This is a genomic window from Pseudomonas sp. Irchel 3A5 (assembly GCF_900187575.1).
Classification (GTDB): domain Bacteria; phylum Pseudomonadota; class Gammaproteobacteria; order Pseudomonadales; family Pseudomonadaceae; genus Aquipseudomonas; species Aquipseudomonas folii.
This window is the reverse complement of sequence record NZ_FYDU01000011.1, coordinates 39,020-61,213: the sequence shown is the minus strand read 5'-3', so window position 1 is coordinate 61,213 and position 22,194 is coordinate 39,020. Positions and strand designations below refer to the sequence as shown.

The following is a 22,194-nucleotide window of genomic DNA, read 5'->3' as shown; positions in this document are numbered from 1 at the left end:
GAGCAGGGCATGCGACGTATTGCTGTGATGGGCGCCGCCGGGCGCATGGGTAAAATTCTGATCGAAGCTGTTCAGCAGGCGCCGGGCGCTGGCCTGACGGCGGCGATCGATCGGCCCGACAGCACGCTGGTGGGTGCTGACGCTGGCGAATTGGCTGCGTTGGGTCGTATTGGCGTTCCGTTGTCAGGTGATCTGGCCAAGGTGGCTGATGAGTTCGACGTGCTGATCGACTTCACGCACCCTTCAGTGACGCTGAAAAATCTGGCGTTCTGCCGCAAGGCAGGCAAGGCCATGATCATTGGCACCACAGGTTTCACCGCTGAAGAAAAGCAGCGTATCGCCGAGGCGGGTAAAGAGATTCCGATCGTCTTCGCCGCCAACTTCAGCGTTGGTCTGAATCTTTGCCTGAAGCTGCTGGACACCGCTGCTCGCGTGCTGGGTGATGATGTCGATATCGAAATCATCGAAGCGCACCACCGTCACAAGGTCGATGCGCCGTCCGGTACTGCGCTGCGCCTGGGTGAAGTGGTTGCCAATGCGCTGGGTCGTGACCTGGAAAAGGTGGCGGTCTACGGCCGTGAAGGTCAGACCGGTGCCCGTGATCGCCAGACCATTGGCTTTGCGACGATTCGTGCGGGTGACGTGGTGGGTGATCACACCGTCTTGTTTGCTTCTGAAGGCGAGCGCGTCGAGATCACGCACAAGGCTTCAAGCCGTATGACGTTCGCCAAGGGGGCCGTCAGGGCTGCAATGTGGCTTGAGGGTCGTGAAGCGGGTCTCTATGACATGCAGGACGTTCTCGATCTGCATTGATTGACCGCTACAAGAGAGGCGCGGCCCGTGAGATTCAGGGTTTGCGCCTCTGTTTTATCCTTTCTCGGGAACTTCTGTCGCATTCCCCCGTCATTTCGCCTCATTGGCGGTAGACCAAAAAAGCCTTTTTCTGTAAGCTACAGCTTTAGTGTGTCCACTAAAAGCGCGCAGATGATTCTATAAGAAAGCGGGGTGACGTAACTACGTCATTCCGCTTTTTTGCAACCTGCGAATGCCCTTTCAGGCTTTACTTACGGGAGGTCTTCTTGACTAAGCCAGCCATACTCGCCCTTGCTGATGGCAGCATTTTTCGCGGCGAAGCCATTGGAGCCGACGGTCAAACCGTTGGCGAGGTAGTGTTTAACACTGCCATGACAGGCTATCAGGAAATCCTTACCGATCCTTCCTATGCCCAGCAAATCGTTACTCTGACTTACCCGCATATTGGCAACACCGGCACCACCCCTGAAGACGCCGAGTCGGATCGCGTCTGGTCTGCTGGTCTGGTCATTCGTGATCTGCCGCTGGTTGCCAGCAACTGGCGCAACAAGATGTCACTGGATGATTACCTGAAAGCCAACAACGTTGTGGCAATCGCAGGAATCGACACCCGTCGCCTGACCCGCATTCTGCGTGAGAAAGGTGCACAGAACGGCTGCATCATGGCCGGTGACAACATTTCCGAAGAAGCAGCCATTGCAGCAGCGCGCGGCTTCCCGGGCCTGAAAGGCATGGACCTGGCGAAAGTCGTCAGCGTCAAGGAATCCTACGAGTGGCGCTCCAGCGTCTGGTCGTTGAAGACCGACACTTGCCCTGAAATTGCCGCATCCGAATTGCCATACCACGTCGTAGCCTATGACTACGGCGTCAAGGTCAACATCCTGCGTATGCTGGTTGAGCGCGGCTGCCGCGTAACCGTCGTTCCGGCTCAAACGCCTGCCAGTGAAGTGCTCGCCTACAAGCCTGACGGTGTCTTCCTGTCCAACGGCCCTGGCGATCCTGAGCCGTGCGACTACGCCATCAAGGCGATCAAGGAAGTGCTGGAAACCGACATTCCGGTATTCGGTATCTGCCTGGGTCACCAACTGCTGGCGCTGGCATCCGGTGCCAAGACGGTCAAGATGGGCCATGGCCACCACGGTGCCAACCACCCGGTCCAGGATCTGGACACCGGCGTTGTGATGATCACCAGCCAGAACCACGGTTTTGCGGTGGATGAAGCAACACTGCCAGCCAACGTTCGTGCGATCCACAAGTCGCTGTTCGACGGCAGCCTGCAAGGTATTGAGCGTACCGATAAGGACGCGTTCAGCTTCCAGGGTCACCCTGAAGCAAGCCCGGGCCCGGCGGACGTGGCTCCGCTGTTTGATCGCTTCATCGAAACCATGGCCAAGCGACGCTAAACGGTTGCCTTGAGAATGTGACGCGCAGCGCCGGGCTGGACCTGGATGAAACGTCCGGCGAAGACCGCCCGGTGGCTGCAAAGAAGTTCAAGACGGCTTGCCGACTGACCTACGGATTTGAGTGACAAACCCATGCCAAAACGTACAGACATAAAAAGCATCCTGATTCTCGGCGCCGGTCCTATCGTGATCGGTCAGGCCTGTGAATTCGACTACTCCGGCGCCCAGGCCTGTAAAGCCCTGCGCGAAGAGGGTTACCGCGTCATCCTGGTGAACTCTAACCCAGCGACCATCATGACCGACCCGGCAATGGCCGACGCGACCTACATCGAACCGATCAAATGGCAGACCGTTGCCAAGATCATCGAGAAAGAGCGTCCAGACGCCGTGCTGCCAACCATGGGCGGTCAGACTGCTCTGAACTGCGCGCTGGACCTGGAACGCGAAGGCGTTCTGGCGAAGTTCGGCGTCGAGATGATCGGTGCCAATGCCGACACCATCGACAAGGCAGAAGACCGCTCGCGTTTCGACAAAGCCATGAAATCCATTGGTCTGGACTGCCCGCGTTCGGGTATCGCCCACTCCATGGAAGAAGCCAATGCCGTGCTCGAGAAGCTGGGCTTCCCGTGCATCATCCGTCCGTCGTTCACCATGGGTGGCACTGGTGGCGGTATCGCGTACAACCGTGAAGAGTTCGAAGAAATCTGCACCCGTGGTCTGGACCTGTCGCCAACCAAGGAACTGCTGATCGACGAATCCCTGATCGGCTGGAAAGAATACGAGATGGAAGTTGTCCGCGACAAAAAGGACAACTGCATCATCGTCTGCTCCATCGAAAACTTTGACCCGATGGGCGTTCACACCGGCGACTCGATCACTGTTGCGCCAGCGCAGACGCTGACCGACAAGGAATACCAGATCATGCGTAACGCCTCGTTGGCGGTACTGCGTGAAATCGGTGTTGAAACCGGCGGTTCCAACGTTCAGTTCGGCATCTGCCCGGACACCGGCCGTATGGTTGTGATCGAGATGAACCCGCGTGTGTCGCGTTCCTCGGCACTGGCTTCGAAAGCGACCGGTTTCCCGATTGCCCGCGTTGCCGCCAAACTGGCTATCGGTTACACCCTCGACGAACTGCAAAACGAAATCACTGGTGGCAAGACCCCAGCGTCTTTCGAGCCTTCGATCGACTACGTAGTCACCAAGCTGCCACGTTTTGCCTTCGAGAAGTTCTCCAAGGCTGACGCTCGCCTGACCACGCAAATGAAGTCGGTCGGTGAAGTAATGGCTATCGGCCGGACCTTCCAGGAATCCCTGCAGAAAGCCTTGCGCGGTCTGGAAGTGGGTGTGTGCGGTCTTGATCCAAAGCTGGACCTGAGCAACCCGGAAAGCATGAGCACTCTGAAGCGTGAGCTGACCGTGCCAGGCGCCGAGCGTATCTGGTACGTGGCTGATGCATTCCGCGCGGGCATGACGGTCGAAGAAATCTTCGCCATGAACATGATCGATCCGTGGTTCCTGGTGCAGATCGAAGATCTGATCAAGGAAGAAGAGAAGGTCAAGACTCTGGGGCTGTCGGCTATCGACCGCAACCTGATGTTCCGCCTCAAGCGCAAGGGTTTCTCTGACGCACGTCTGGCCAAGCTGCTGGGTGTGACCGAGAAAAACCTGCGCACGCATCGTCAGAAACTGGAAGTGTTCCCGGTCTACAAGCGTGTGGACACCTGCGCTGCCGAGTTTGCCACTGATACTGCTTACCTGTACTCGACGTATGAAGAAGAGTGCGAAGCCAACCCCACCAATCGTGACAAGATCATGATCCTGGGTGGCGGCCCTAACCGTATCGGCCAGGGCATCGAGTTCGATTATTGCTGTGTGCATGCGGCCCTCGCACTGCGCGAAGACGGGTACGAGACCATCATGGTCAACTGCAACCCGGAAACCGTGTCCACCGACTACGACACCTCTGATCGCCTGTACTTCGAGCCAGTAACCCTGGAAGACGTGCTGGAAATCGTCCGTGTCGAGAAGCCTAAAGGCGTTATCGTTCAGTACGGCGGCCAAACCCCTCTGAAACTGGCTCGCGCCCTTGAAGCGGCTGGCGTGCCAATCATCGGCACCAGCCCTGACGCTATCGACCGTGCAGAAGACCGTGAGCGCTTCCAGCAAATGGTTGAGCGTCTGAACCTGCGTCAGCCGCCTAACGCCACTGTGCGTAGCGAAGACGAAGCGATTCGCGCTGCTGCCAAGATCGGTTATCCGCTGGTTGTTCGCCCGTCCTACGTGTTGGGCGGCCGCGCGATGGAAATCGTTTATCAGGAAGACGAACTCAAGCGCTACCTGCGTGAAGCGGTTCAAGTGTCCAACGACAGCCCGGTGCTGCTGGATCACTTCCTGAATTGCGCCATTGAAATGGACGTCGATGCAGTATGCGACGGTACCGACGTGGTGATCGGCGCGATCATGCAGCACATTGAACAGGCGGGTGTTCACTCCGGTGACTCGGCTTGCTCGCTGCCTCCGTACTCGCTCCCGGCGCATATCCAGGACGAAATGCGCGAGCAGGTGAAGAAGATGGCCCTGGAACTGGGTGTTGTCGGCCTGATGAACGTGCAGTTGGCGTTGCAGGGTGAAGACATCTACGTGATCGAAGTGAACCCGCGTGCTTCGCGTACCGTGCCGTTCGTTTCCAAGTGCATCGGTGTTTCCCTGGCAATGATCGCGGCTCGCGTCATGGCTGGCAAAACCCTGAAGGAACTGAACTTCACCAAAGAAATCATCCCGAACTTCTACAGCGTGAAAGAGGCGGTGTTCCCATTCGCCAAATTCCCTGGCGTTGACCCGATCCTCGGCCCGGAGATGAAGTCGACCGGTGAAGTGATGGGCGTAGGTGATACATTCGGTGAAGCATTCGCCAAAGCCCAGATGGGTGCCAGCGAAGTATTGCCGACTGGCGGTACTGCGTTCATCAGCGTGCGTGACGACGATAAGCCTTTGGTGGCTGGCGTTGCGCGTGATCTGATCAGCCTCGGTTTCGAAATCGTCGCTACTGCCGGTACTGCCAAGCTCATTGAAGCGGCGGGCCTGAAGGTTCGTCGCGTCAACAAAGTGACCGAAGGCCGTCCGCACGTTGTCGACATGATCAAGAATGATGAAGTGACGCTGATCATCAACACGACCGAAGGTCGTCAGTCGATCGCTGATTCCTACTCCATTCGTCGCAATGCCCTGCAGCACAAGATCTACTGCACCACTACGATTGCTGCGGGCGAAGCCATCTGCGAAGCGCTGAAATTCGGTCCGGAAAAGACCGTGCGTCGCTTGCAGGATCTACATGCAGGATTGAAGGCATGATCAAATACCCCATGACTGTCCAGGGCGCGAAAGCCCTGGAAGAAGAACACGCTCACCTGACCAAGGTGGTTCGCCCCAAGCTCAGCCAGGACATTGGTACTGCGCGTGAGCTGGGTGACTTGAAGGAAAACGCTGAGTACCACGCTGCTCGTGAGCAGCAGGGTATGGTCGAAGCGCGGATTCGCGACATTGAAGGCCGGATTCAGAATCAGGTCATTATTGATGTCACAACCATCCCGCACACCGGCAAAGTGATTTTCGGCACCACCGTGGAAATCGCCAACGTCGAGACCGATGAGCGCGTTACTTACCACATCGTGGGTGAGGATGAGGCTGACTTCAAACTCGGCAAGATTTCGGTAGGTTCACCATTGGCCCGCGCCTTGATTGCCAAGGAAGAGGGTGACGTGGTGGCCGTGAAAACACCGGGTGGCATTATTGAGTACGAGATTGTTGAAGTCCGCCACATTTGAGGCAAGTCGCCCGTTTTCAGCGGGCGCATTGATCTGGCAGTTGATGAGTTATCTGGCGTTGGGAGTGTCCGGTTTGTTGCTGGTTTTGCAACCGGCGCCGGGAAGCAGCACCAGGGCGCGCTGACGCGGCCCTGGTGGTTTGCATCAAACTGCGCGGTGGACGTTTGAGAGCTGCTTGTTTACCTTTGGGTTCTTGCGGTAGATCAGCGCCATCTTGCCGATGACCTGTACAAGATCCGCAGATCCGGCCTTGCACAGTTCGGCAATGGCTTGAAGGCGGCTTTCGCGGTCCAGGATGTTGAGTTTGATCTTGATCAGCTCGTGATCGCTCAGTGCGCGCTCCAGTTCGGCGAGCACACCTTCGGTCAAACCATTGTCAGCCACGATCAATACCGGTTTCAGGTGGTGGCCAATGGATTTGTACTGTTTCTTCTGCTCTTGAGTGAGCGGCATAATCTGACCTCTGCGTCTGATCTTGTAAAAAGCGGCGGCCAGTTTACCCGAGCGAGTCCGGGACCGCCCACTTAATCACGACTCGATTATTTTTGAGGTGCCCCGTGGCCCGTTCCAAGACAAGCCATAACTGGCTCAAAGAACACTTCGACGACAAATACGTCAAAATGGCGCAAAAGGACGGCTATCGTTCACGCGCCAGCTACAAGCTGCTCGAGATTCAGGAAAAGGACAAAATCATCCGTCCAGGCATGACCGTAATTGACCTGGGCGCAGCGCCAGGAGGCTGGTCGCAGGTGACCAGTCGTCTGATTGGTGGTCAAGGTCGGCTGATTGCGTCGGATATTCTGGAGATGGACAGCATCCCTGATGTCACCTTTATTCAAGGGGATTTCACTGAAGACGCAGTGCTGGCGCAAATTCTGGAAGCTGTCGGTAATACACAGGTAGACCTTGTGATTTCCGATATGGCCCCCAATATGAGTGGATTGAGCGCTGTCGATATGCCTCGCGCAATGTTTCTTTGTGAGCTGGCACTCGATCTTGCCGGGCGGGTTTTGCGGCCGGGTGGTGATTTCCTGATCAAGGTTTTCCAGGGAGAAGGCTTTGATATGTACCACAAGGACATCCGCAAGCTGTTCGACAAGGTTCAGATGCGTAAGCCTTCTTCGTCACGTGATCGTTCCCGCGAGCAGTATCTGCTGGGGCGTGGTTTCCGCGGAATTGAAGGTTCGGCGAGCGTTGAGCGCCTTTGAGGTGCAGCGATAGATTTTTTTAAATGGCCTTGTCGATGCAGCATCACCGAGCATCGTGTAGTCAAAGTTTCACAAAGGGTTACAGACGGTGCCTGCCACATCTGCGGGTTCTGTAGTAAGTTAGGCCGGTGAATATCATGCGAGGCACGCTCTGCGTGGAGCTTGCTTCAGAGGGTAGCTAATTGAACGATATGGCAAAGAATTTGATCCTGTGGTTGATCATCGCGGCTGTCCTTGTGACGGTGATGAACAACTTCTCCAGCCCTAACGAGCCGCAGACCCTCAACTATTCCGAGTTCATCCAGCAGGTCAAGGATGGCAAAGTCGAGAAAGTTGCGGTTGATGGCTACGTCATTACGGGCAAGCGTACCGATGGCGACTCCTTCAAGACCATTCGCCCGGCTATTCAGGACAACGGCCTGATCGGCGACCTGGTCAACAACAACGTTGTTGTTGAAGGCAAGCAGCCTGAGCAGCAGAGCATCTGGACCCAGTTGCTGGTAGCCAGCTTCCCGATTCTCGTCATCATCGCTGTCTTCATGTTCTTCATGCGCCAGATGCAAGGTGGTGCGGGAGGCAAGGGCGGCCCGATGAGCTTCGGCAAGAGCAAGGCACGCCTGCTCTCGGAAGATCAGGTCAAGACGACACTTGCTGATGTCGCAGGTTGCGATGAAGCCAAAGAAGAAGTGGGAGAGCTGGTCGAGTTCCTCCGCGATCCGGGCAAGTTCCAGCGTCTGGGTGGCCGCATTCCTCGTGGTGTGCTGATGGTGGGTCCACCGGGTACCGGTAAAACCCTGTTGGCTAAAGCCATTGCGGGCGAAGCGAAAGTGCCGTTCTTCACTATTTCCGGTTCCGACTTCGTTGAAATGTTTGTGGGTGTTGGTGCAAGCCGCGTTCGCGACATGTTTGAACAAGCCAAGAAACACGCGCCTTGCATCATCTTCATCGACGAGATCGACGCTGTAGGTCGCCATCGTGGTGCTGGCATGGGCGGTGGTCACGATGAGCGTGAGCAGACCCTCAACCAGTTGCTGGTAGAGATGGATGGTTTCGAGATGAATGACGGCATCATCGTCATCGCCGCGACCAACCGTCCTGACGTACTGGACCCGGCGTTGCTGCGTCCAGGTCGTTTCGACCGCCAGGTGGTGGTTGGTTTGCCTGACATCCGTGGCCGTGAGCAGATTCTCAAGGTTCACATGCGCAAAGTGCCAATGGGCGACGACGTTAACGCAGGTGTTATCGCACGTGGTACCCCAGGCTTCTCCGGTGCTGACCTTGCCAACCTCGTTAACGAAGCATCGCTGTTTGCTGCCCGTACCGGTAAGCGCATTGTCGAGATGAAAGAGTTCGAGCTTGCCAAAGACAAGATCATGATGGGCGCTGAGCGCAAATCCATGGTCATGTCCGAGAAAGAGAAGCGCAACACTGCTTATCACGAAGCAGGTCACGCAATTGTGGGCCGTGTTGTGCCAGAGCATGATCCGGTTTACAAAGTATCGATCATTCCTCGTGGTCGTGCGCTGGGTGTGACCATGTTCCTCCCCGAGGAAGATCGTTACAGCCTGTCCAAGCGTGCGTTGATCAGTCAGATCTGCTCGTTGTATGGCGGTCGGATTGCTGAGGAAATGACCCTTGGTTTTGACGGTGTCACCACCGGTGCTTCCAACGACATCATGCGGGCCAGTCAGATTGCCCGGAACATGGTGACCAAGTGGGGTCTGTCCGAGAAACTCGGTCCTCTGCTGTACGGTGAAGATGAAGATCAGGGCTACCTGGGTCGTGGCGGTGGTGGCTCCAGCAGTGGTTTGTCGGCTGATACCTCACGCTTGATCGACTCCGAAGTGCGCAGCATCATTGATCAGTGCTACGGCACCGCCAAACAGATCCTCACCGACAATCGTGAGAAGCTCGACGCGATGGCAGATGCGTTGATGAAGTACGAAACGATTGATGCTGAGCAGATCGACGATATTATGGCTGGCCGTACTCCGCGCGAACCGCGCGATTGGGAAGGTGGCTCGGGTACCCCAGGTACTCCGGTGACACCTCCGGATGTTCGTCCGGAAGCCCCGATCGGTGGTCCTGCCGCTGAACACTAAGGCCTGACATGAATTCTGTGCTGTACCCGACCCGGTTGCCTTGCGGCAACCGGGTTCTTGATTTGTCCCGTACGCATGTTATGGGCATCCTCAACGCAACGCCTGATTCCTTCTCCGATGGTGGTCGCTACACCCATCTCGACGCTGCGCTACGGCACGCCGAAGCGATGGTTGTTGCGGGGGCTACGTTGATTGATGTGGGGGGCGAGTCAACTCGTCCGGGGGCGCGTGCAGTCTCGCCTACTGAAGAGCTTGAGCGCGTGGCCCCTGTCGTCGAGGCGCTTGGTCGCGAGCTGGACGTCATCATCTCGGTGGATACCTCCACGCCCGCCGTCATTCGTGAAACCGCTCGACTGGGCGCAGGTTTGATCAATGATGTCAGGGCATTGCGCCGTGACGGTGCGCTGGATGCGGCGGCTGCGACCGGGCTCCCGGTGTGCTTGATGCACATGCGTGGCGAGCCGGGGGATATGCAGGATGATCCTCGATATGACGATCTGGTCGCCGAAGTGGGTGCGTTTCTACGCGAGCGGATGGATCAGTGCGTTGCTGCGGGCATTTCTGAAGAGCGCATCATTCTTGATCCGGGTTTTGGTTTTGCCAAAAGCCTCGATCACAATCTGAGCTTGTTCAAGCATATGCATGAATTGCATCTTCTGGGCCGCCCGCTATTGGTGGGTGTCTCGCGCAAGAGCATGATTGGCGGTGCGTTGGGGCGTCCGGTGGGCGAGCGTCTGTTTGGTGGTCTTGCTCTCGCCGCATTGGCGATGACCAAGGGCGCAAGAATTCTACGTGTGCATGATGTGGCCGAAACGGTCGACGTCGTGCGGATGATTGCCGCGGTTGAAGCGGCGCAATAAGAATACGGAGCATCCATGATTACCAAGAAATATTTCGGAACCGACGGCATTCGTGGTCGAGTGGGGCAATTCCCTATCACTCCCGAATTCATGCTGAAACTCGGTTGGGCTGCGGGCATGGCGTTTCGACGTCTTGGCGCCTGCCGCATTCTGGTAGGCAAGGACACGCGTATCTCCGGTTATATGTTCGAATCAGCGCTTGAGGCAGGTCTGTCTGCCGCTGGCGCTGATGTGATGCTGTTGGGGCCAATGCCTACGCCTGCGATCGCGTACCTGACCCGCACTTTTCATGCGGAAGCCGGGATCGTGATCAGCGCTTCGCATAACCCGCACTACGATAACGGCATCAAATTCTTCTCTGGTCAGGGCACCAAGCTGCCCGACGAGATCGAGTTGATGATCGAGGAGTTGCTCGATGCGCCGATGACGGTCGTTGAGTCGGAAAAGCTGGGCAAGGTTTCGCGTATCAACGACGCTGCGGGCCGCTATATCGAATTCTGTAAAAGCAGCGTGCCGACCAGCACCGACTTTGCCGGTCTCAAGCTGGTGGTCGATTGCGCTCACGGCGCGACGTACAAAGTGGCGCCAAACGTCTTCCGTGAGCTTGGGGCTCAGGTCACCGTTTTGTCTGCTCAGCCCAATGGCCTGAACATCAACGAAAACTGTGGCTCCACCCACATGGGGGCGTTGCAGGCAGCTGTCCTCGCCGAGCATGCAGACCTCGGCATCGGTTTTGATGGTGATGGCGACCGCGTGTTGATGGTGGATCACACTGGCGCTGTTGTTGATGGTGATGAGTTGTTGTTCATCATCGCCCGTGATCTCCATGCTCGTGGCCGTCTGCAAGGCGGCGTAGTCGGAACGTTGATGAGTAATCTGGGGTTGGAGCTGGCCCTGGCTGACCTGGATATTCCGTTTGTTCGCGCCAACGTGGGCGACCGTTATGTGATTGCGGAGCTTCTGGAGCGCAATTGGCAGATCGGTGGCGAGAACTCCGGCCACGTGGTCTGCTTCCAGCACACCACGACCGGGGACGCGATCATCGCTGCGCTGCAAGTGCTCCTTGCGCTGCGTCGCAATGGGGAGAGTCTTGCGCAGTCGCGTCAGGCCCTTCGCAAATGTCCGCAAGTCCTGGTAAACGTCCGGTTCTCGGGCGGTGTTGATCCGGTCACACACCCGGCTGTCAAAGAGGCTTGCGACCGTGTAACGGCAGCCATGGAGGGTCGCGGCCGTGTGTTGCTGCGCAAGTCCGGGACCGAGCCACTGGTCCGTGTGATGGTTGAAGGTGAGGACGAAGTACAGGTTCGCGGTTACGCCGATGAGCTCGCGAAACTGGTTGCTGAAGTTTGCGCCTGATTTCGGCTTGCCAGTGTTGAAAGTGTTGGGTAACATCTGCGCCCACTTTGACCGACGAGGTACAGCATGCGTCGCCCTATGGTAGCTGGTAACTGGAAGATGCACGGTACCCGCGCCAGCGTCGCTGAGCTGATCGAGGGCCTTGCAGAGCAGGTTCTCCCAAGCGGTGTTGATGTGGCGGTGTTTCCGTCGAGCCTGCACGTGATCCCGGTGGTTGAGGGCTTGCAGGGCAAATCAATCTCTGTGGGTGCGCAGAACTGCGCGCACGAAGCAGGGCAGGGTGCATTGACCGGCGAAATTTCGTCGAGTCAGTTGGCTGATGCAGGTTGCACGCTGGTACTTGTGGGTCACTCGGAGCGTCGCCAGGTCATGGGCGAGAGCGATGATGTTCTGATTCGCAAGTTCGCTGCAGCTCAGGCAAGCGGCCTTACGCCGGTGCTGTGTGTCGGCGAAACCCTCGAAGAGCGCGAAGCTGGCAAAACGCTTGAAGTGGTCGGGCAGCAGCTCGACAGCATCATCGTAGCGCTGGGCATCAATGCTCTCGTGAATGCAGTAATCGCTTACGAGCCAGTCTGGGCCATTGGCACCGGGCTGACCGCTTCGCCTCAACAGGCGCAGGACGTGCACGCAGCCATTCGTGCACAGTTGGCGAAAGAGAATGCTGAGGTCGCACAAGGCGTGCGGCTTCTTTATGGCGGCAGCGTGAAGGCGGCCAATGCGGTCGAACTGTTCGGCATGCCGGATATCGATGGGGGGCTCATTGGTGGTGCCTCCCTGAATGCAGCTGAGTTCGGTGCGATTATTCGCGCCGCGGGAAACTGAAAAAATGCTGGAAACAGTCGTAGTCGTTTTTCATCTGTTGGCCGCTCTGGGCGTTGTTGTCCTGGTATTGCTGCAGCAGGGTAAGGGTGCGGACGCTGGCGCGTCTTTCGGAGCAGGTGCATCAAATACTGTCTTCGGAAGCCAAGGTTCCTCTACCTTTCTTAGTAAGTTTACTGGTATACTCGCCGCAGCTTTTTTCATAACCAGCTTGGGGTTAGGTTACTTTGCTAAAGAGAAAGCTCATGAGCTGACTCAGGAAGGTTTGCCAGATCCAGCAGTAATGGAAGTGAAGCAAAAACCGGCAGCAGATGATGTTCCGGTGCTCGAAGGGCAAAAGCCAGCCGTTGTTCCAGCTGACGTACCTCAAGCTCCAGAGCAGAAGTAAGGTTTCAACAGGCAGTGATGTTTGAGGCTGCCAAAGATGTATTGCCGAGGTGGTGGAATTGGTAGACACGCAACCTTGAGGTGGTTGTGCCCATAGGGTGTAGGGGTTCGAGTCCCCTTCTCGGTACCAATTATCAGGAGAGCCCGCTGTTGCGGGCTTTCTTGTAGGTGGAAGGTTACATTGACCCTGAAACGGATCGGTCGTATACTTCCGCCCCAGCTTTGTCGCGGGGTGGAGCAGTCTGGTAGCTCGTCGGGCTCATAACCCGAAGGTCGTCGGTTCAAATCCGGCCCCCGCAACCAGTTTAAGGAGCCCCTTTTAAGGGGCTTTTTGTTAGCTGGACACTTTCAACGCCGCTGTTCGACGGCGTTTCAAGGATGGGCGTTTCGCCCATTTTTTTATTTTGCATAGCATGCACATACATGCACGAGGGGGTTCAGGTGTCGAGCAAGCTAGAAGAGTTGCAGGCCTTGCTGGCCCCGGTGGTCGTGGCCCTGGGCTATGAATGCTGGGGTATTGAGTTTTCGGCTCAAGGTCGCCACTCAATGTTGCGCGTTTATATCGATAAAGAAGGCGGTGTGCTGGTGGACGATTGCGCCATCGTGAGCCGTCAGATCAGCGGTGTTCTTGATGTTGAAGATCCGATCTCCGTTGAATACACCCTTGAAGTTTCCTCGCCTGGCATGGAACGCCCACTGTTCACTATTGAGCAGTTCGCAAAATTTGCCGGTGAACAAGTGAAGATCAAGCTGCGTTCTCCTTTCGAAGGACGACGCAACTTTCAGGGCCTTCTGCGTGGTGTAGAAGAGCAGGACGTTGTGGTGCAGGTAGAAGACCACGAGTTCCTGTTGCCGATCGATATGATCGACAAGGCCAACATTATTCCCACGTTTGACTGATACGTGCCAAATACTGCGGATCCCGCGGATCCAATGGCTTGCGAAAGGCGAGGCGTACGATGAGCAAAGAAGTACTGCTGGTTGTTGAGTCGGTGTCCAATGAAAAGGGCGTTCCGGCAGATGTGATTTTTGAAGCGCTGGAGTTGGCCCTGGCCACCGCGACAAAAAAACGTTTTGAAGATGAAGTTGAGCTGCGTGTAGAGATCAACCGTCAAACAGGTAATTACGAGACTTTCCGTCGCTGGACAGTAGTCGAAGATGAAGATCTTGACGATCCAGCGTACGAGTTGGCTGTCGATCAGGCTCAAGAGAAAAGGCCAGGTGCTGTAGCCGGCGACCTGATCGAAGAAAAAATCGAATCCATCGAGTTCGGCCGTATCGCCGCGCAGACTGCCAAGCAAGTTATTGTGCAGAAAGTTCGCGAAGCCGAGCGTGCGCAAGTGGTTGACGCCTATCGTGAACGATTGGGCGAAATCATTTCCGGCACGGTCAAGAAGGTTACACGTGACAACGTTATCGTTGACCTGGGTAACAACGCCGAAGCGCTGCTGGCTCGTGAAGACATTATTTCCCGCGAAACCTTCCGCGTAGGTGTCCGTCTAAGGGCCCTGTTGAAGGAAATTCGCACAGAAAACCGTGGTCCGCAGCTGATTCTGTCGCGTACAGCGCCAGAGATGCTGATTGAGCTTTTCCGCATTGAAGTGCCGGAAATTGCTGAAGGTCTGATCGAGGTGATGGCTGCCTCTCGTGACCCGGGTTCACGTGCAAAAATCGCTGTTCGCTCCAAGGACAAACGAATCGACCCGCAAGGTGCCTGTATCGGCATGCGTGGTTCGCGAGTTCAGGCTGTTTCGGGCGAACTGGGTGGCGAACGAGTGGATATCGTCCTTTGGGATGACAATCCGGCTCAATTCGTCATCAACGCGATGTCCCCGGCTGAAGTGGCGGCAATCATCGTAGATGAAGACGCCCATGCAATGGACATCGCGGTCGGTGCCGACAACCTGGCTCAGGCCATTGGTCGTGGCGGTCAGAACGTGCGTCTGGCCAGTCAACTGACTGGTTGGACCCTGAACGTAATGACCGAATCGGACATCCAGGCCAAGCAGCAAGCAGAAACCGGCGACATCCTGCGCAACTTCATCGACGAGCTGGAAGTCGACGAAGATCTGGCGCAAGTGCTGGTAGATGAAGGCTTCACCAGCCTGGAAGAGATTGCCTATGTACCGGTGGAGGAGATGCTCAACATCGACGGCTTTGACGAGGAAACCGTCAACGAGCTTCGTGCTCGGGCCAAGGATCGTTTGTTGACCAAAGCCATCGCTACAGAGGAAAAGCTGGCAGACGCCCATCCGGCCGAAGACCTGCTCTCGCTTGAGGGTATGGACAAGGATTTGGCGATGGAACTGGCGGTGCGCGGCGTAATTACCCGCGAAGACCTGGCCGAGCAGTCTATTGACGATCTGCTCGACATCGACGGCATTGATGATATTCGTGCCGGCAAGTTGATCATGGCCGCCCGAGCCCACTGGTTCGAGTAATTAGGCGCGGCCTGAGGAGAGAAGTGCATGACGCAAGTCACGGTGAAACAACTGGCCGATGAGGTCAAAACACCGGTAGAGCGCCTGTTGCAGCAGATGCGTGAGGCAGGTCTGCCGCACACCGCCGCCGAAGAAAAAGTGACTGACAGTGAGAAGCAATCGTTGCTGACTCACTTGAAAAGCAGTCACAAGGCGAAAGTGGAAGAACCACGCAAGATCACGCTGCAGCGTAAAACCACCAGCACCCTGCGTGTTGCTGGCAGCAAAAGCATCAGCGTTGAAGTACGCAAGAAGAAAGTATTCGTGCAGCGCAGCCCGGAAGAAATCGAGGCCGAGCGCAAGCGCGAGCTTGATGAACGTCGCGCCGTAGAAAATGCTGCACGTCAGAAGGCTGAAGAAGAAGCCAAGCGTCGCGCCGAAGAAGAAGCGCGTAATCAGCCTTCAGCGCCAGCACCTGCTGCCTCTGAAGCCGTAGCTGCGCCAGCTCCGGTTGCCCAGCCTGTTCAGGAAGCACCTGCTGCACCTGCTCCGGCACCGGTTGCCGAAGTGCGCAAGCGTGATGAACAGCGTCGCCCGGACAAACCGCGCAGCGATGATCGCAACGCTCGTGGTGGTGACGGCGATCGCAAGAACGCCCCGCATCGCGCCTCTGTTAAAGAGAAAGCGCCAGCGCCACGCGTTGCACCGCGTACTACCGACGAAGAAAGCGATGGCTTCCGTCGTGGTGGTCGTGGCAAGGCCAAGCTGAAGAAGCGTAACGCTCACGGCTTCCAGAGCCCAACCGGTCCTCTGGTTCGTGACGTGAAAATCGGTGAGACCATCTCTGTCGGCGACCTGGCACAACAAATGTCGGTCAAGGCAGCTGAGATCATCAAGTTCATGTTCAAGCTGGGCACTCCGGCCACCATCAACCAGGTTCTGGATCAGGAAACTGCCCAACTGGTTGCTGAAGAGCTGGGCCACAAAGTGACCCTGGTCAGCGACACCGCCCTGGAAGATTCCCTGGCTGAATCGCTGAAGTTCGAAGGCGAGACGTTCTCCCGTGCTCCGGTTGTGACCGTAATGGGTCACGTTGACCACGGTAAGACTTCCCTGCTCGACTATATCCGTCGTGCCAAGGTTGCTGCTGGCGAGGCCGGTGGTATCACCCAGCACATCGGTGCTTACCACGTTGAAACCGAACGCGGCATGGTCACGTTCCTCGATACCCCGGGTCACGCTGCGTTTACCGCAATGCGTGCTCGTGGTGCCAAGGCGACTGACATCGTGATTCTGGTCGTTGCTGCTGACGACGGCGTGATGCCACAGACCATCGAAGCCGTGCAACACGCCAAGGCTGCCGGTGTTCCGCTGGTGGTTGCAGTGAACAAGATCGACAAGCCGGGCGCTGACCTGGATCGCATCCGCAGTGAGCTGTCGGTTCACGGCGTGACGTCCGAAGAGTGGGGCGGTGAAACACCGTTCGTTTCGGTCTCCGCGAAGATGGGTACCGGTGTTGACGAACTGCTCGAAGCGGTACTGTTGCAGGCTGAAGTTCTTGAGCTGACTGCAACGCCTTCGGCTCCTGGCCGTGGTGTGGTTGTTGAATCGCGTCTCGACAAGGGCCGCGGTCCGGTCGCTACTGTTCTGGTTCAGGACGGTACGCTGCGTCAGGGCGACATGGTACTGGTCGGTTCGAACTATGGCCGCGTCCGCGCCATGCTCGACGAGAACGGCAAGCCAATCAAGGAAGCGGGTCCATCCATTCCGGTCGAGATTCTCGGCCTGGACGGTACTCCGGACGCTGGCGACGAGATGAGCGTAGTGGCTGACGAGAAGAAAGCCCGTGAAGTGGCTCTGTTCCGTCAAGGCAAGTTCCGCGAAGTCAAACTGGCCCGTGCTCACGCTGGCAAGCTGGAGAACATCTTCGAGAACATGGGTCAGGAAGAGAAGAAGACGCTTAACATCGTCCTCAAATCTGATGTCCGTGGTTCCCTGGAAGCTCTGCAGGGCGCATTGAACGGCCTGGGTAACGACGAAGTGCAAGTACGCGTAGTCGGCGGCGGTGTCGGTGGTATCACCGAGAGCGACGCCAACCTGGCGCTGGCTTCCAACGCTGTACTGTTCGGCTTCAACGTGCGTGCCGATGCTGGCGCTCGCAAGATCGTCGAGCAGGAAGGTCTGGATATGCGTTACTACAACGTGATCTACGACATCATCGAAGACGTCAAGAAAGCCCTCACCGGTATGCTTGGCAGCGATGTTCGGGAAAATATCCTGGGTATTGCCGAAGTGCGTGACGTGTTCCGTTCGCCGAAGTTTGGCGCGATCGCTGGTTGCATGGTTGTCGAAGGCGTTGTCTTCCGTAACCGTCCGATTCGCGTACTGCGTGAAGACATCGTTATCTTCGAAGGCGAGCTGGAATCCCTGCGTCGCTTCAAGGATGACGCTTCCGAAGTTCGTGCCGGCATGGAATGCGGTATTGGCGTCAAGAGCTACAACGACGTCAAAGTCGGTGACAAGATCGAAGTCTTCGAGAAGGTCCAAGTGGCTCGCAGCCTCTAAGTCGCGAGCTATAGGAGCCATGGCAGGTCTTCGCATGCAAATGCCGCAGACCCTGTCATGGGCTCAACACGCAACGCCCGGTCCGACATCTGTCAGGCCGGGCGTTTGCCGCTTTCAGACCGCGAGGGTTTCGCCCCCGGTCAGCATCAGGTAGCAAAACATGGCAAAAGAATATAGCCGTACCCAACGCATTGGCGATCAGATGCAGCGCGAGCTGGCTCAACTGATCCGTCGCGAAATCAAGGACCCGCGTGTCGGTCTGGTCACCATCACCGCTGTTGATGTCAGCCGCGACGTTGGTCACGCAAAAATCTTCATGACCGTCATGGGTCAGGACAGCGCAGAAGAAATTTCGCAGACCATCAAGGTGCTGAATTCCGCTGCAGGTTTCCTGCGCATGCAACTGGCCCGTGAAATGAAACTGCGCAGCGTGCCTCAGTTGCACTTCCACTACGACGAAAGCGTCGTGCGTGGTGCGCACCTGTCGGCCCTGATCGAACGTGCTGTTGCCGAAGACGGCCAGCATGCCGGTGACGAGCCGCAAAGCACCAAGCCAGCAAGCAACGAGGAATAAGGCGTGGCTCAGGTCAAGCGCATTCGTCGTAACGTCAGCGGGATCATCCTGCTCGACAAACCGCTGGGCTTCACTTCCAACGCAGCCCTGCAAAAGGTGCGTTGGTTGCTCAATGCCGAAAAAGCCGGTCACACTGGCAGCCTCGACCCCTTGGCCAGTGGCGTCCTGCCGCTGTGCTTTGGTGAGGCCACCAAGTTCTCGCAATACCTGCTCGATTCAGACAAGTCCTACGAAACCCTGGCGCAATTAGGTAAAACCACGACCACCGGCGATGCCGAAGGTGAGGTTTTGCAAACGCGCCCGGTGACCGTTGGTCGTGCCGATATCGAAGCGGTTTTGCCTGAATTTCGCGGTGAAATCAGTCAGATACCTCCGATGTACTCCGCGCTCAAGCGTGACGGGCAGCCGCTCTACAAGCTCGCTCGTGCTGGGGAAGTAGTGGAGCGTGAAGCGCGTTCTGTTACTATTGCGCGCCTGGAATTGCTCGAAAGTGATGCAGACACTGCACGCTTCTCGGTGGATTGCAGCAAAGGTACATATATACGTACCCTGGTTGAAGACATTGGTGAGAAACTGGGTTGCGGTGCTTATGTCGCGCAACTGCGTCGTACACAAGCCGGACCTTTCAGCTTGACCCAGACGGTCACCCTGGATGAGTTGGAGCAAGTGCACGCCGACGGCGGTAACGAAGCGGTTGATCGCTTCCTGATGCCATCGGACAGCGGTTTGCAGGACTGGCCGTTATTGCAGTTTTCGGAACACAGTTCGTTTTACTGGTTGCATGGTCAGCCGGTAAGAGCACCGGACGCGCCGCAGTTCGGCATGGTTCGCGTGCAGGATCACAATGGTCGCTTCATCGGTATCGGTGAAGTGAGCGAAGACGGGCGGATCGCGCCACGTCGCTTGATTCGGTCAGAATGACCGAACCCCGGGTCATGTGAATGATCCGGGAGAGGATGGCTGTTAACAGGCACGGTCATTCCTCATCTTTTAATACAAGGGTTTGCCCTTGGCCTGTTGAAACCGCTCTTCGGAATGGTTTCCTGATAAAAGGATTGCCCACATGGCACTCAGCGTTGAAGAAAAAGCTCAGATCGTAACCGACTACCAGCAAGCTGTTGGTGACACTGGTTCGCCAGAAGTGCAAGTTGCACTGCTGACCGCCAACATCAACAAACTGCAAGGCCACTTCAAGGCCAACGGTAAAGATCACCACTCGCGTCGTGGTCTGATCCGTATGGTAAACCAGCGTCGTAAGCTGCTGGATTACCTGAAAGGTAAGGACGTTAGCCGTTACAGCGCCCTGATCGGTCGTCTGGGTCTGCGTCGCTAATAACGACTCGGATAGAGGTTGGTTGTCTGTCGTTGTCCTGCTGGTTTTCCGGCTGGGCTGGCAGGCTCCCAGCCTCTAGTTGTATCTGGACAGTCGTGGGGCCGATTCCCCGCACCGCCCAAGAATTCGTAAGAAACCAGTTCCCCAAGAGCCACAAAGAAGGTAGGAAACCGTGAACCCGGTAATCAAGAAATTTCAATTCGGTCAATCGACCGTAACCCTCGAGACTGGCCGTATTGCCCGTCAAGCTTCGGGTGCTGTATTGGTCACCGTTGACGACGACGTCACCGTACTTGTGACTGTGGTCGGCGCCAAGACAGCAGACCCAAGCAAAGGCTTCTTCCCACTTTCCGTGCACTACCAGGAAAAAACCTACGCTGCAGGTAAAATCCCTGGTGGCTTCTTCAAGCGTGAAGGCCGTCCTTCCGAAAAAGAAACCCTGACTTCCCGTCTGATCGACCGTCCGATCCGTCCGCTCTTCCCGGAAGGCTTCATGAACGAAGTGCAGGTTGTCTGCACCGTCGTTTCCACCAGCAAGAAAACCGATCCGGACGTCGCTGCGATGATCGGTACTTCGGCTGCTCTGGCAATCTCCGGCATTCCTTTTGATGGTCCGATCGGCGCAGCGCGCGTTGCTTTCCACGAAAGCACCGGCTACCTGCTGAACCCGACTTACGAGCAACTCAAGGCTTCGAGCCTGGACATGGTCGTAGCCGGTACCGAAGAAGCCGTTCTGATGGTTGAATCGGAAGCCAAAGAGCTGACCGAAGACCAGATGCTGGGCGCAGTACTGTTCGCCCACGACGAATTCCAGTCGGTGATCAAGGCTGTTAAGGAACTGGCCGCCGAAGCTGCCAAGCCTACCTGGGCCTGGACGCCGAAGCCTGAAGCCACTTCGCTTCTGAGCGCGATCCGCGCCGAGTTCGGCGACGCGATTTCCCAGGCTTACACCATCACTGTCAAAGCTGACCGCTACGCGCGTCTGGGCGAGCTGAAAGATCAGATCGTTGCCAAACTGGCCGTTGAAGAAGGCAGCCCGTCCGCCAGCGAAGTCAAAGCGGCTTTCGGTGAAATCGAATACCGCACCGTTCGCGAAAACATCGTTAACGGCAAGCCACGTATCGACGGTCGCGACACTCGCACTGTACGTCCGCTGAACATCGAAGTAGGCGTTCTGCCGAAGACTCACGGTTCGGCTCTGTTCACGCGTGGCGAAACTCAGGCACTGGTTGTTGCCACTCTGGGTACCGCACGTGACGCGCAGTTGCTCGACACCCTCGAGGGCGAGAAAAAAGACCCGTTCATGCTGCACTACAACTTCCCTCCGTTCTCGGTGGGCGAGTGTGGTCGTATGGGTGGTGCTGGTCGTCGTGAAATCGGTCACGGCCGTCTGGCGCGTCGCTCGGTTCAGGCCATGCTGCCTGCCGCTGACGTGTTCCCGTACACCATCCGTATCGTTTCGGAAATCACCGAGTCCAACGGTTCCAGCTCCATGGCCTCCGTGTGCGGTGCTTCCCTGGCACTGATGGACGCCGGTGTACCGATGAAGGCACCTGTTGCCGGTATCGCCATGGGTCTGGTTAAAGAAGGCGAGAAGTTCGCCATCCTGACCGACATCCTGGGTGACGAAGACCACCTGGGCGACATGGACTTCAAAGTAGCCGGTACCGCTAAAGGTGTTACAGCGCTGCAGATGGACATCAAGATCAAAGGCATCACCGAAGAAATCATGGAAATCGCTCTGGGCCAAGCCCTGGAAGCGCGCCTGAACATCCTCGGTCAGATGAACCAGATCATTGGTCAGTCGCGTACCGAGCTGTCGGAAAATGCTCCGACCATGATCGCGATGAAAATCGACACCGACAAAATCCGTGATGTCATCGGTAAAGGTGGCGCGACCATCCGTGCAATCTGTGAAGAGACCAAAGCTTCGATCGATATCGAAGACGACGGCTCGATCAAGATCTTCGGCGAAACCAAGGAAGCGGCTGAGGCAGCACGTCAGCGCGTTCTGGGTATCACCGCTGAGGCCGAGATCGGCAAGATCTACGTTGGTAAGGTTGAGCGCATCGTCGACTTCGGCGCATTCGTAAACATCCTGCCTGGCAAGGACGGTCTGGTTCACATCTCCATGCTGAGCGATGCTCGCGTTGAGAAAGTGACTGACATCCTGAAAGAAGGCGAGGAAGTCGAAGTGCTGGTACTGGACGTCGACAACCGTGGCCGTATCAAGCTGTCGATCAAAGACGTTGCCGCTGCGAAAGCATCGGGCGTCTGATCTGTAGATTAGCCAGCTACTAAAAAGGGATCCCTCGGGATCCCTTTTTTATGTGTCTAATTAAGTAGTTACTGAACTTTGTTGCAAACTGGGTAAAGCATGCATCTTGCACGCGAAAGTATCGACGAGCGGGCAATCTGCACGATTCTGGAAATCGGCTAATATTGTAAGCTATTGATTTATATAAATATTACCCATCGCTATAAACTGGCACACCGCTTGCGATATATACCAGTAACCCTGCTGCCA

Annotated in this window: 19 protein-coding genes and 2 tRNA genes; 19 read left to right on the top strand and 2 right to left on the bottom strand. The window is 56.6% G+C overall.

What is annotated here, in order from left to right:
* Window positions 1-9: 9 nt before the first annotated feature.
* Complete coding sequence (dapB, locus tag CKW31_RS18695; protein ID WP_027900312.1) at window positions 10-813, top strand: 4-hydroxy-tetrahydrodipicolinate reductase; 804 nt, start codon at window positions 10-12, stop codon at window positions 811-813.
* A 266-nt stretch (window positions 814-1,079) separates the two neighbouring features.
* On the top strand, window positions 1,080-2,216 hold the full coding sequence (gene carA, locus CKW31_RS18690; protein ID WP_095098321.1) for a glutamine-hydrolyzing carbamoyl-phosphate synthase small subunit: 1,137 nt from the start codon (window positions 1,080-1,082) through the stop codon (window positions 2,214-2,216).
* Here carA and CKW31_RS29875 read toward each other — a convergent pair.
* Entirely contained in the window at window positions 2,213-2,368 is a 156-nt protein-coding gene (locus CKW31_RS29875; RefSeq protein ID WP_176469917.1) for a hypothetical protein, read from the bottom strand. The genes carA and CKW31_RS29875 overlap by 4 nt on opposite strands.
* On the opposite strand from CKW31_RS29875, the gene carB reads away from it, so the two are divergent.
* A complete protein-coding gene (carB, locus tag CKW31_RS18685; RefSeq protein WP_095098318.1) occupies window positions 2,349-5,570 on the top strand; it encodes a carbamoyl-phosphate synthase large subunit in 3,222 nt (1,073 codons plus the stop codon). The genes CKW31_RS29875 and carB overlap by 20 nt on opposite strands.
* Window positions 5,567-6,043, top strand: a complete 477-nt coding sequence (gene greA / locus CKW31_RS18680; protein ID WP_027900315.1) for a transcription elongation factor GreA — start codon at window positions 5,567-5,569, stop codon at window positions 6,041-6,043. Before carB ends, greA begins: the two co-directional genes overlap by 4 nt.
* 144 nt (window positions 6,044-6,187) lie before the next feature.
* Here the strand turns inward: greA and CKW31_RS18670 are convergent, their stop codons facing one another.
* Complete coding sequence (locus tag CKW31_RS18670; protein WP_027900317.1) at window positions 6,188-6,496, bottom strand: YhbY family RNA-binding protein; 309 nt, start codon at window positions 6,494-6,496, stop codon at window positions 6,188-6,190.
* Window positions 6,497-6,600: 104 nt separating this feature from the next.
* On the opposite strand from CKW31_RS18670, the gene rlmE reads away from it, so the two are divergent.
* The 15 genes from rlmE (at window position 6,601) to pnp (ending at window position 21,945) form a co-directional block, all read left to right on the top strand.
* Window positions 6,601-7,251 carry a 23S rRNA (uridine(2552)-2'-O)-methyltransferase RlmE gene (gene rlmE, locus CKW31_RS18665; RefSeq protein ID WP_027900318.1) on the top strand — a complete coding sequence of 217 codons (651 nt, stop codon included), beginning with the start codon at window positions 6,601-6,603 and terminating at the stop codon, window positions 7,249-7,251.
* A 191-nt stretch (window positions 7,252-7,442) separates the two neighbouring features.
* Window positions 7,443-9,353, top strand: a complete 1,911-nt coding sequence (gene ftsH / locus CKW31_RS18660; RefSeq protein ID WP_027900319.1) for an ATP-dependent zinc metalloprotease FtsH — start codon at window positions 7,443-7,445, stop codon at window positions 9,351-9,353.
* Window positions 9,354-9,361: 8 nt separating this feature from the next.
* Window positions 9,362-10,213: a dihydropteroate synthase gene (gene folP / locus CKW31_RS18655; RefSeq protein WP_095098315.1), complete on the top strand. Its 852-nt coding sequence runs from the start codon at window positions 9,362-9,364 to the stop codon at window positions 10,211-10,213.
* An 18-nt stretch (window positions 10,214-10,231) separates the two neighbouring features.
* Window positions 10,232-11,569: a phosphoglucosamine mutase gene (gene glmM, locus CKW31_RS18650; protein WP_176469921.1), complete on the top strand. Its 1,338-nt coding sequence runs from the start codon at window positions 10,232-10,234 to the stop codon at window positions 11,567-11,569.
* Window positions 11,570-11,635: 66 nt separating this feature from the next.
* The gene (tpiA, locus tag CKW31_RS18645; RefSeq protein ID WP_095098309.1) at window positions 11,636-12,391 is read left to right on the top strand and encodes a triose-phosphate isomerase; all 756 of its coding nucleotides are present in this window, start codon (window positions 11,636-11,638) and stop codon (window positions 12,389-12,391) included.
* A gap of 4 nt (window positions 12,392-12,395) precedes the next feature.
* Window positions 12,396-12,776 (top strand): preprotein translocase subunit SecG, encoded by a 381-nt coding sequence (secG, locus tag CKW31_RS18640; protein WP_027900323.1) that lies wholly within the window; start codon window positions 12,396-12,398, stop codon window positions 12,774-12,776.
* Window positions 12,777-12,819: 43 nt separating this feature from the next.
* Window positions 12,820-12,905: transfer RNA gene (locus CKW31_RS18635), tRNA-Leu, on the top strand.
* 96 nt (window positions 12,906-13,001) lie between these two features.
* Window positions 13,002-13,078: transfer RNA gene (locus CKW31_RS18630), tRNA-Met, on the top strand.
* A gap of 138 nt (window positions 13,079-13,216) precedes the next feature.
* Window positions 13,217-13,675: a ribosome maturation factor RimP gene (rimP, locus tag CKW31_RS18625; protein WP_027900324.1), complete on the top strand. Its 459-nt coding sequence runs from the start codon at window positions 13,217-13,219 to the stop codon at window positions 13,673-13,675.
* Between the two features lie 59 nt (window positions 13,676-13,734).
* Window positions 13,735-15,216 carry a transcription termination factor NusA gene (gene nusA / locus CKW31_RS18620; RefSeq protein WP_027900325.1) on the top strand — a complete coding sequence of 494 codons (1,482 nt, stop codon included), beginning with the start codon at window positions 13,735-13,737 and terminating at the stop codon, window positions 15,214-15,216.
* Between the two features lie 27 nt (window positions 15,217-15,243).
* Window positions 15,244-17,760 carry a translation initiation factor IF-2 gene (gene infB, locus CKW31_RS18615; RefSeq protein ID WP_095098306.1) on the top strand — a complete coding sequence of 839 codons (2,517 nt, stop codon included), beginning with the start codon at window positions 15,244-15,246 and terminating at the stop codon, window positions 17,758-17,760.
* A gap of 160 nt (window positions 17,761-17,920) precedes the next feature.
* Entirely contained in the window at window positions 17,921-18,334 is a 414-nt protein-coding gene (gene rbfA / locus CKW31_RS18610) for a 30S ribosome-binding factor RbfA (protein ID WP_095098303.1), read from the top strand.
* 3 nt (window positions 18,335-18,337) lie between these two features.
* A complete protein-coding gene (gene truB, locus CKW31_RS18605; RefSeq protein ID WP_095098300.1) occupies window positions 18,338-19,255 on the top strand; it encodes a tRNA pseudouridine(55) synthase TruB in 918 nt (305 codons plus the stop codon).
* 142 nt (window positions 19,256-19,397) lie between these two features.
* Window positions 19,398-19,667: a 30S ribosomal protein S15 gene (gene rpsO, locus CKW31_RS18600; RefSeq protein ID WP_002555121.1), complete on the top strand. Its 270-nt coding sequence runs from the start codon at window positions 19,398-19,400 to the stop codon at window positions 19,665-19,667.
* Between the two features lie 172 nt (window positions 19,668-19,839).
* The gene (pnp, locus tag CKW31_RS18595) at window positions 19,840-21,945 is read left to right on the top strand and encodes a polyribonucleotide nucleotidyltransferase (RefSeq protein WP_027900330.1); all 2,106 of its coding nucleotides are present in this window, start codon (window positions 19,840-19,842) and stop codon (window positions 21,943-21,945) included.
* The last annotated feature ends 249 nt before the right edge of the window (window positions 21,946-22,194 follow it).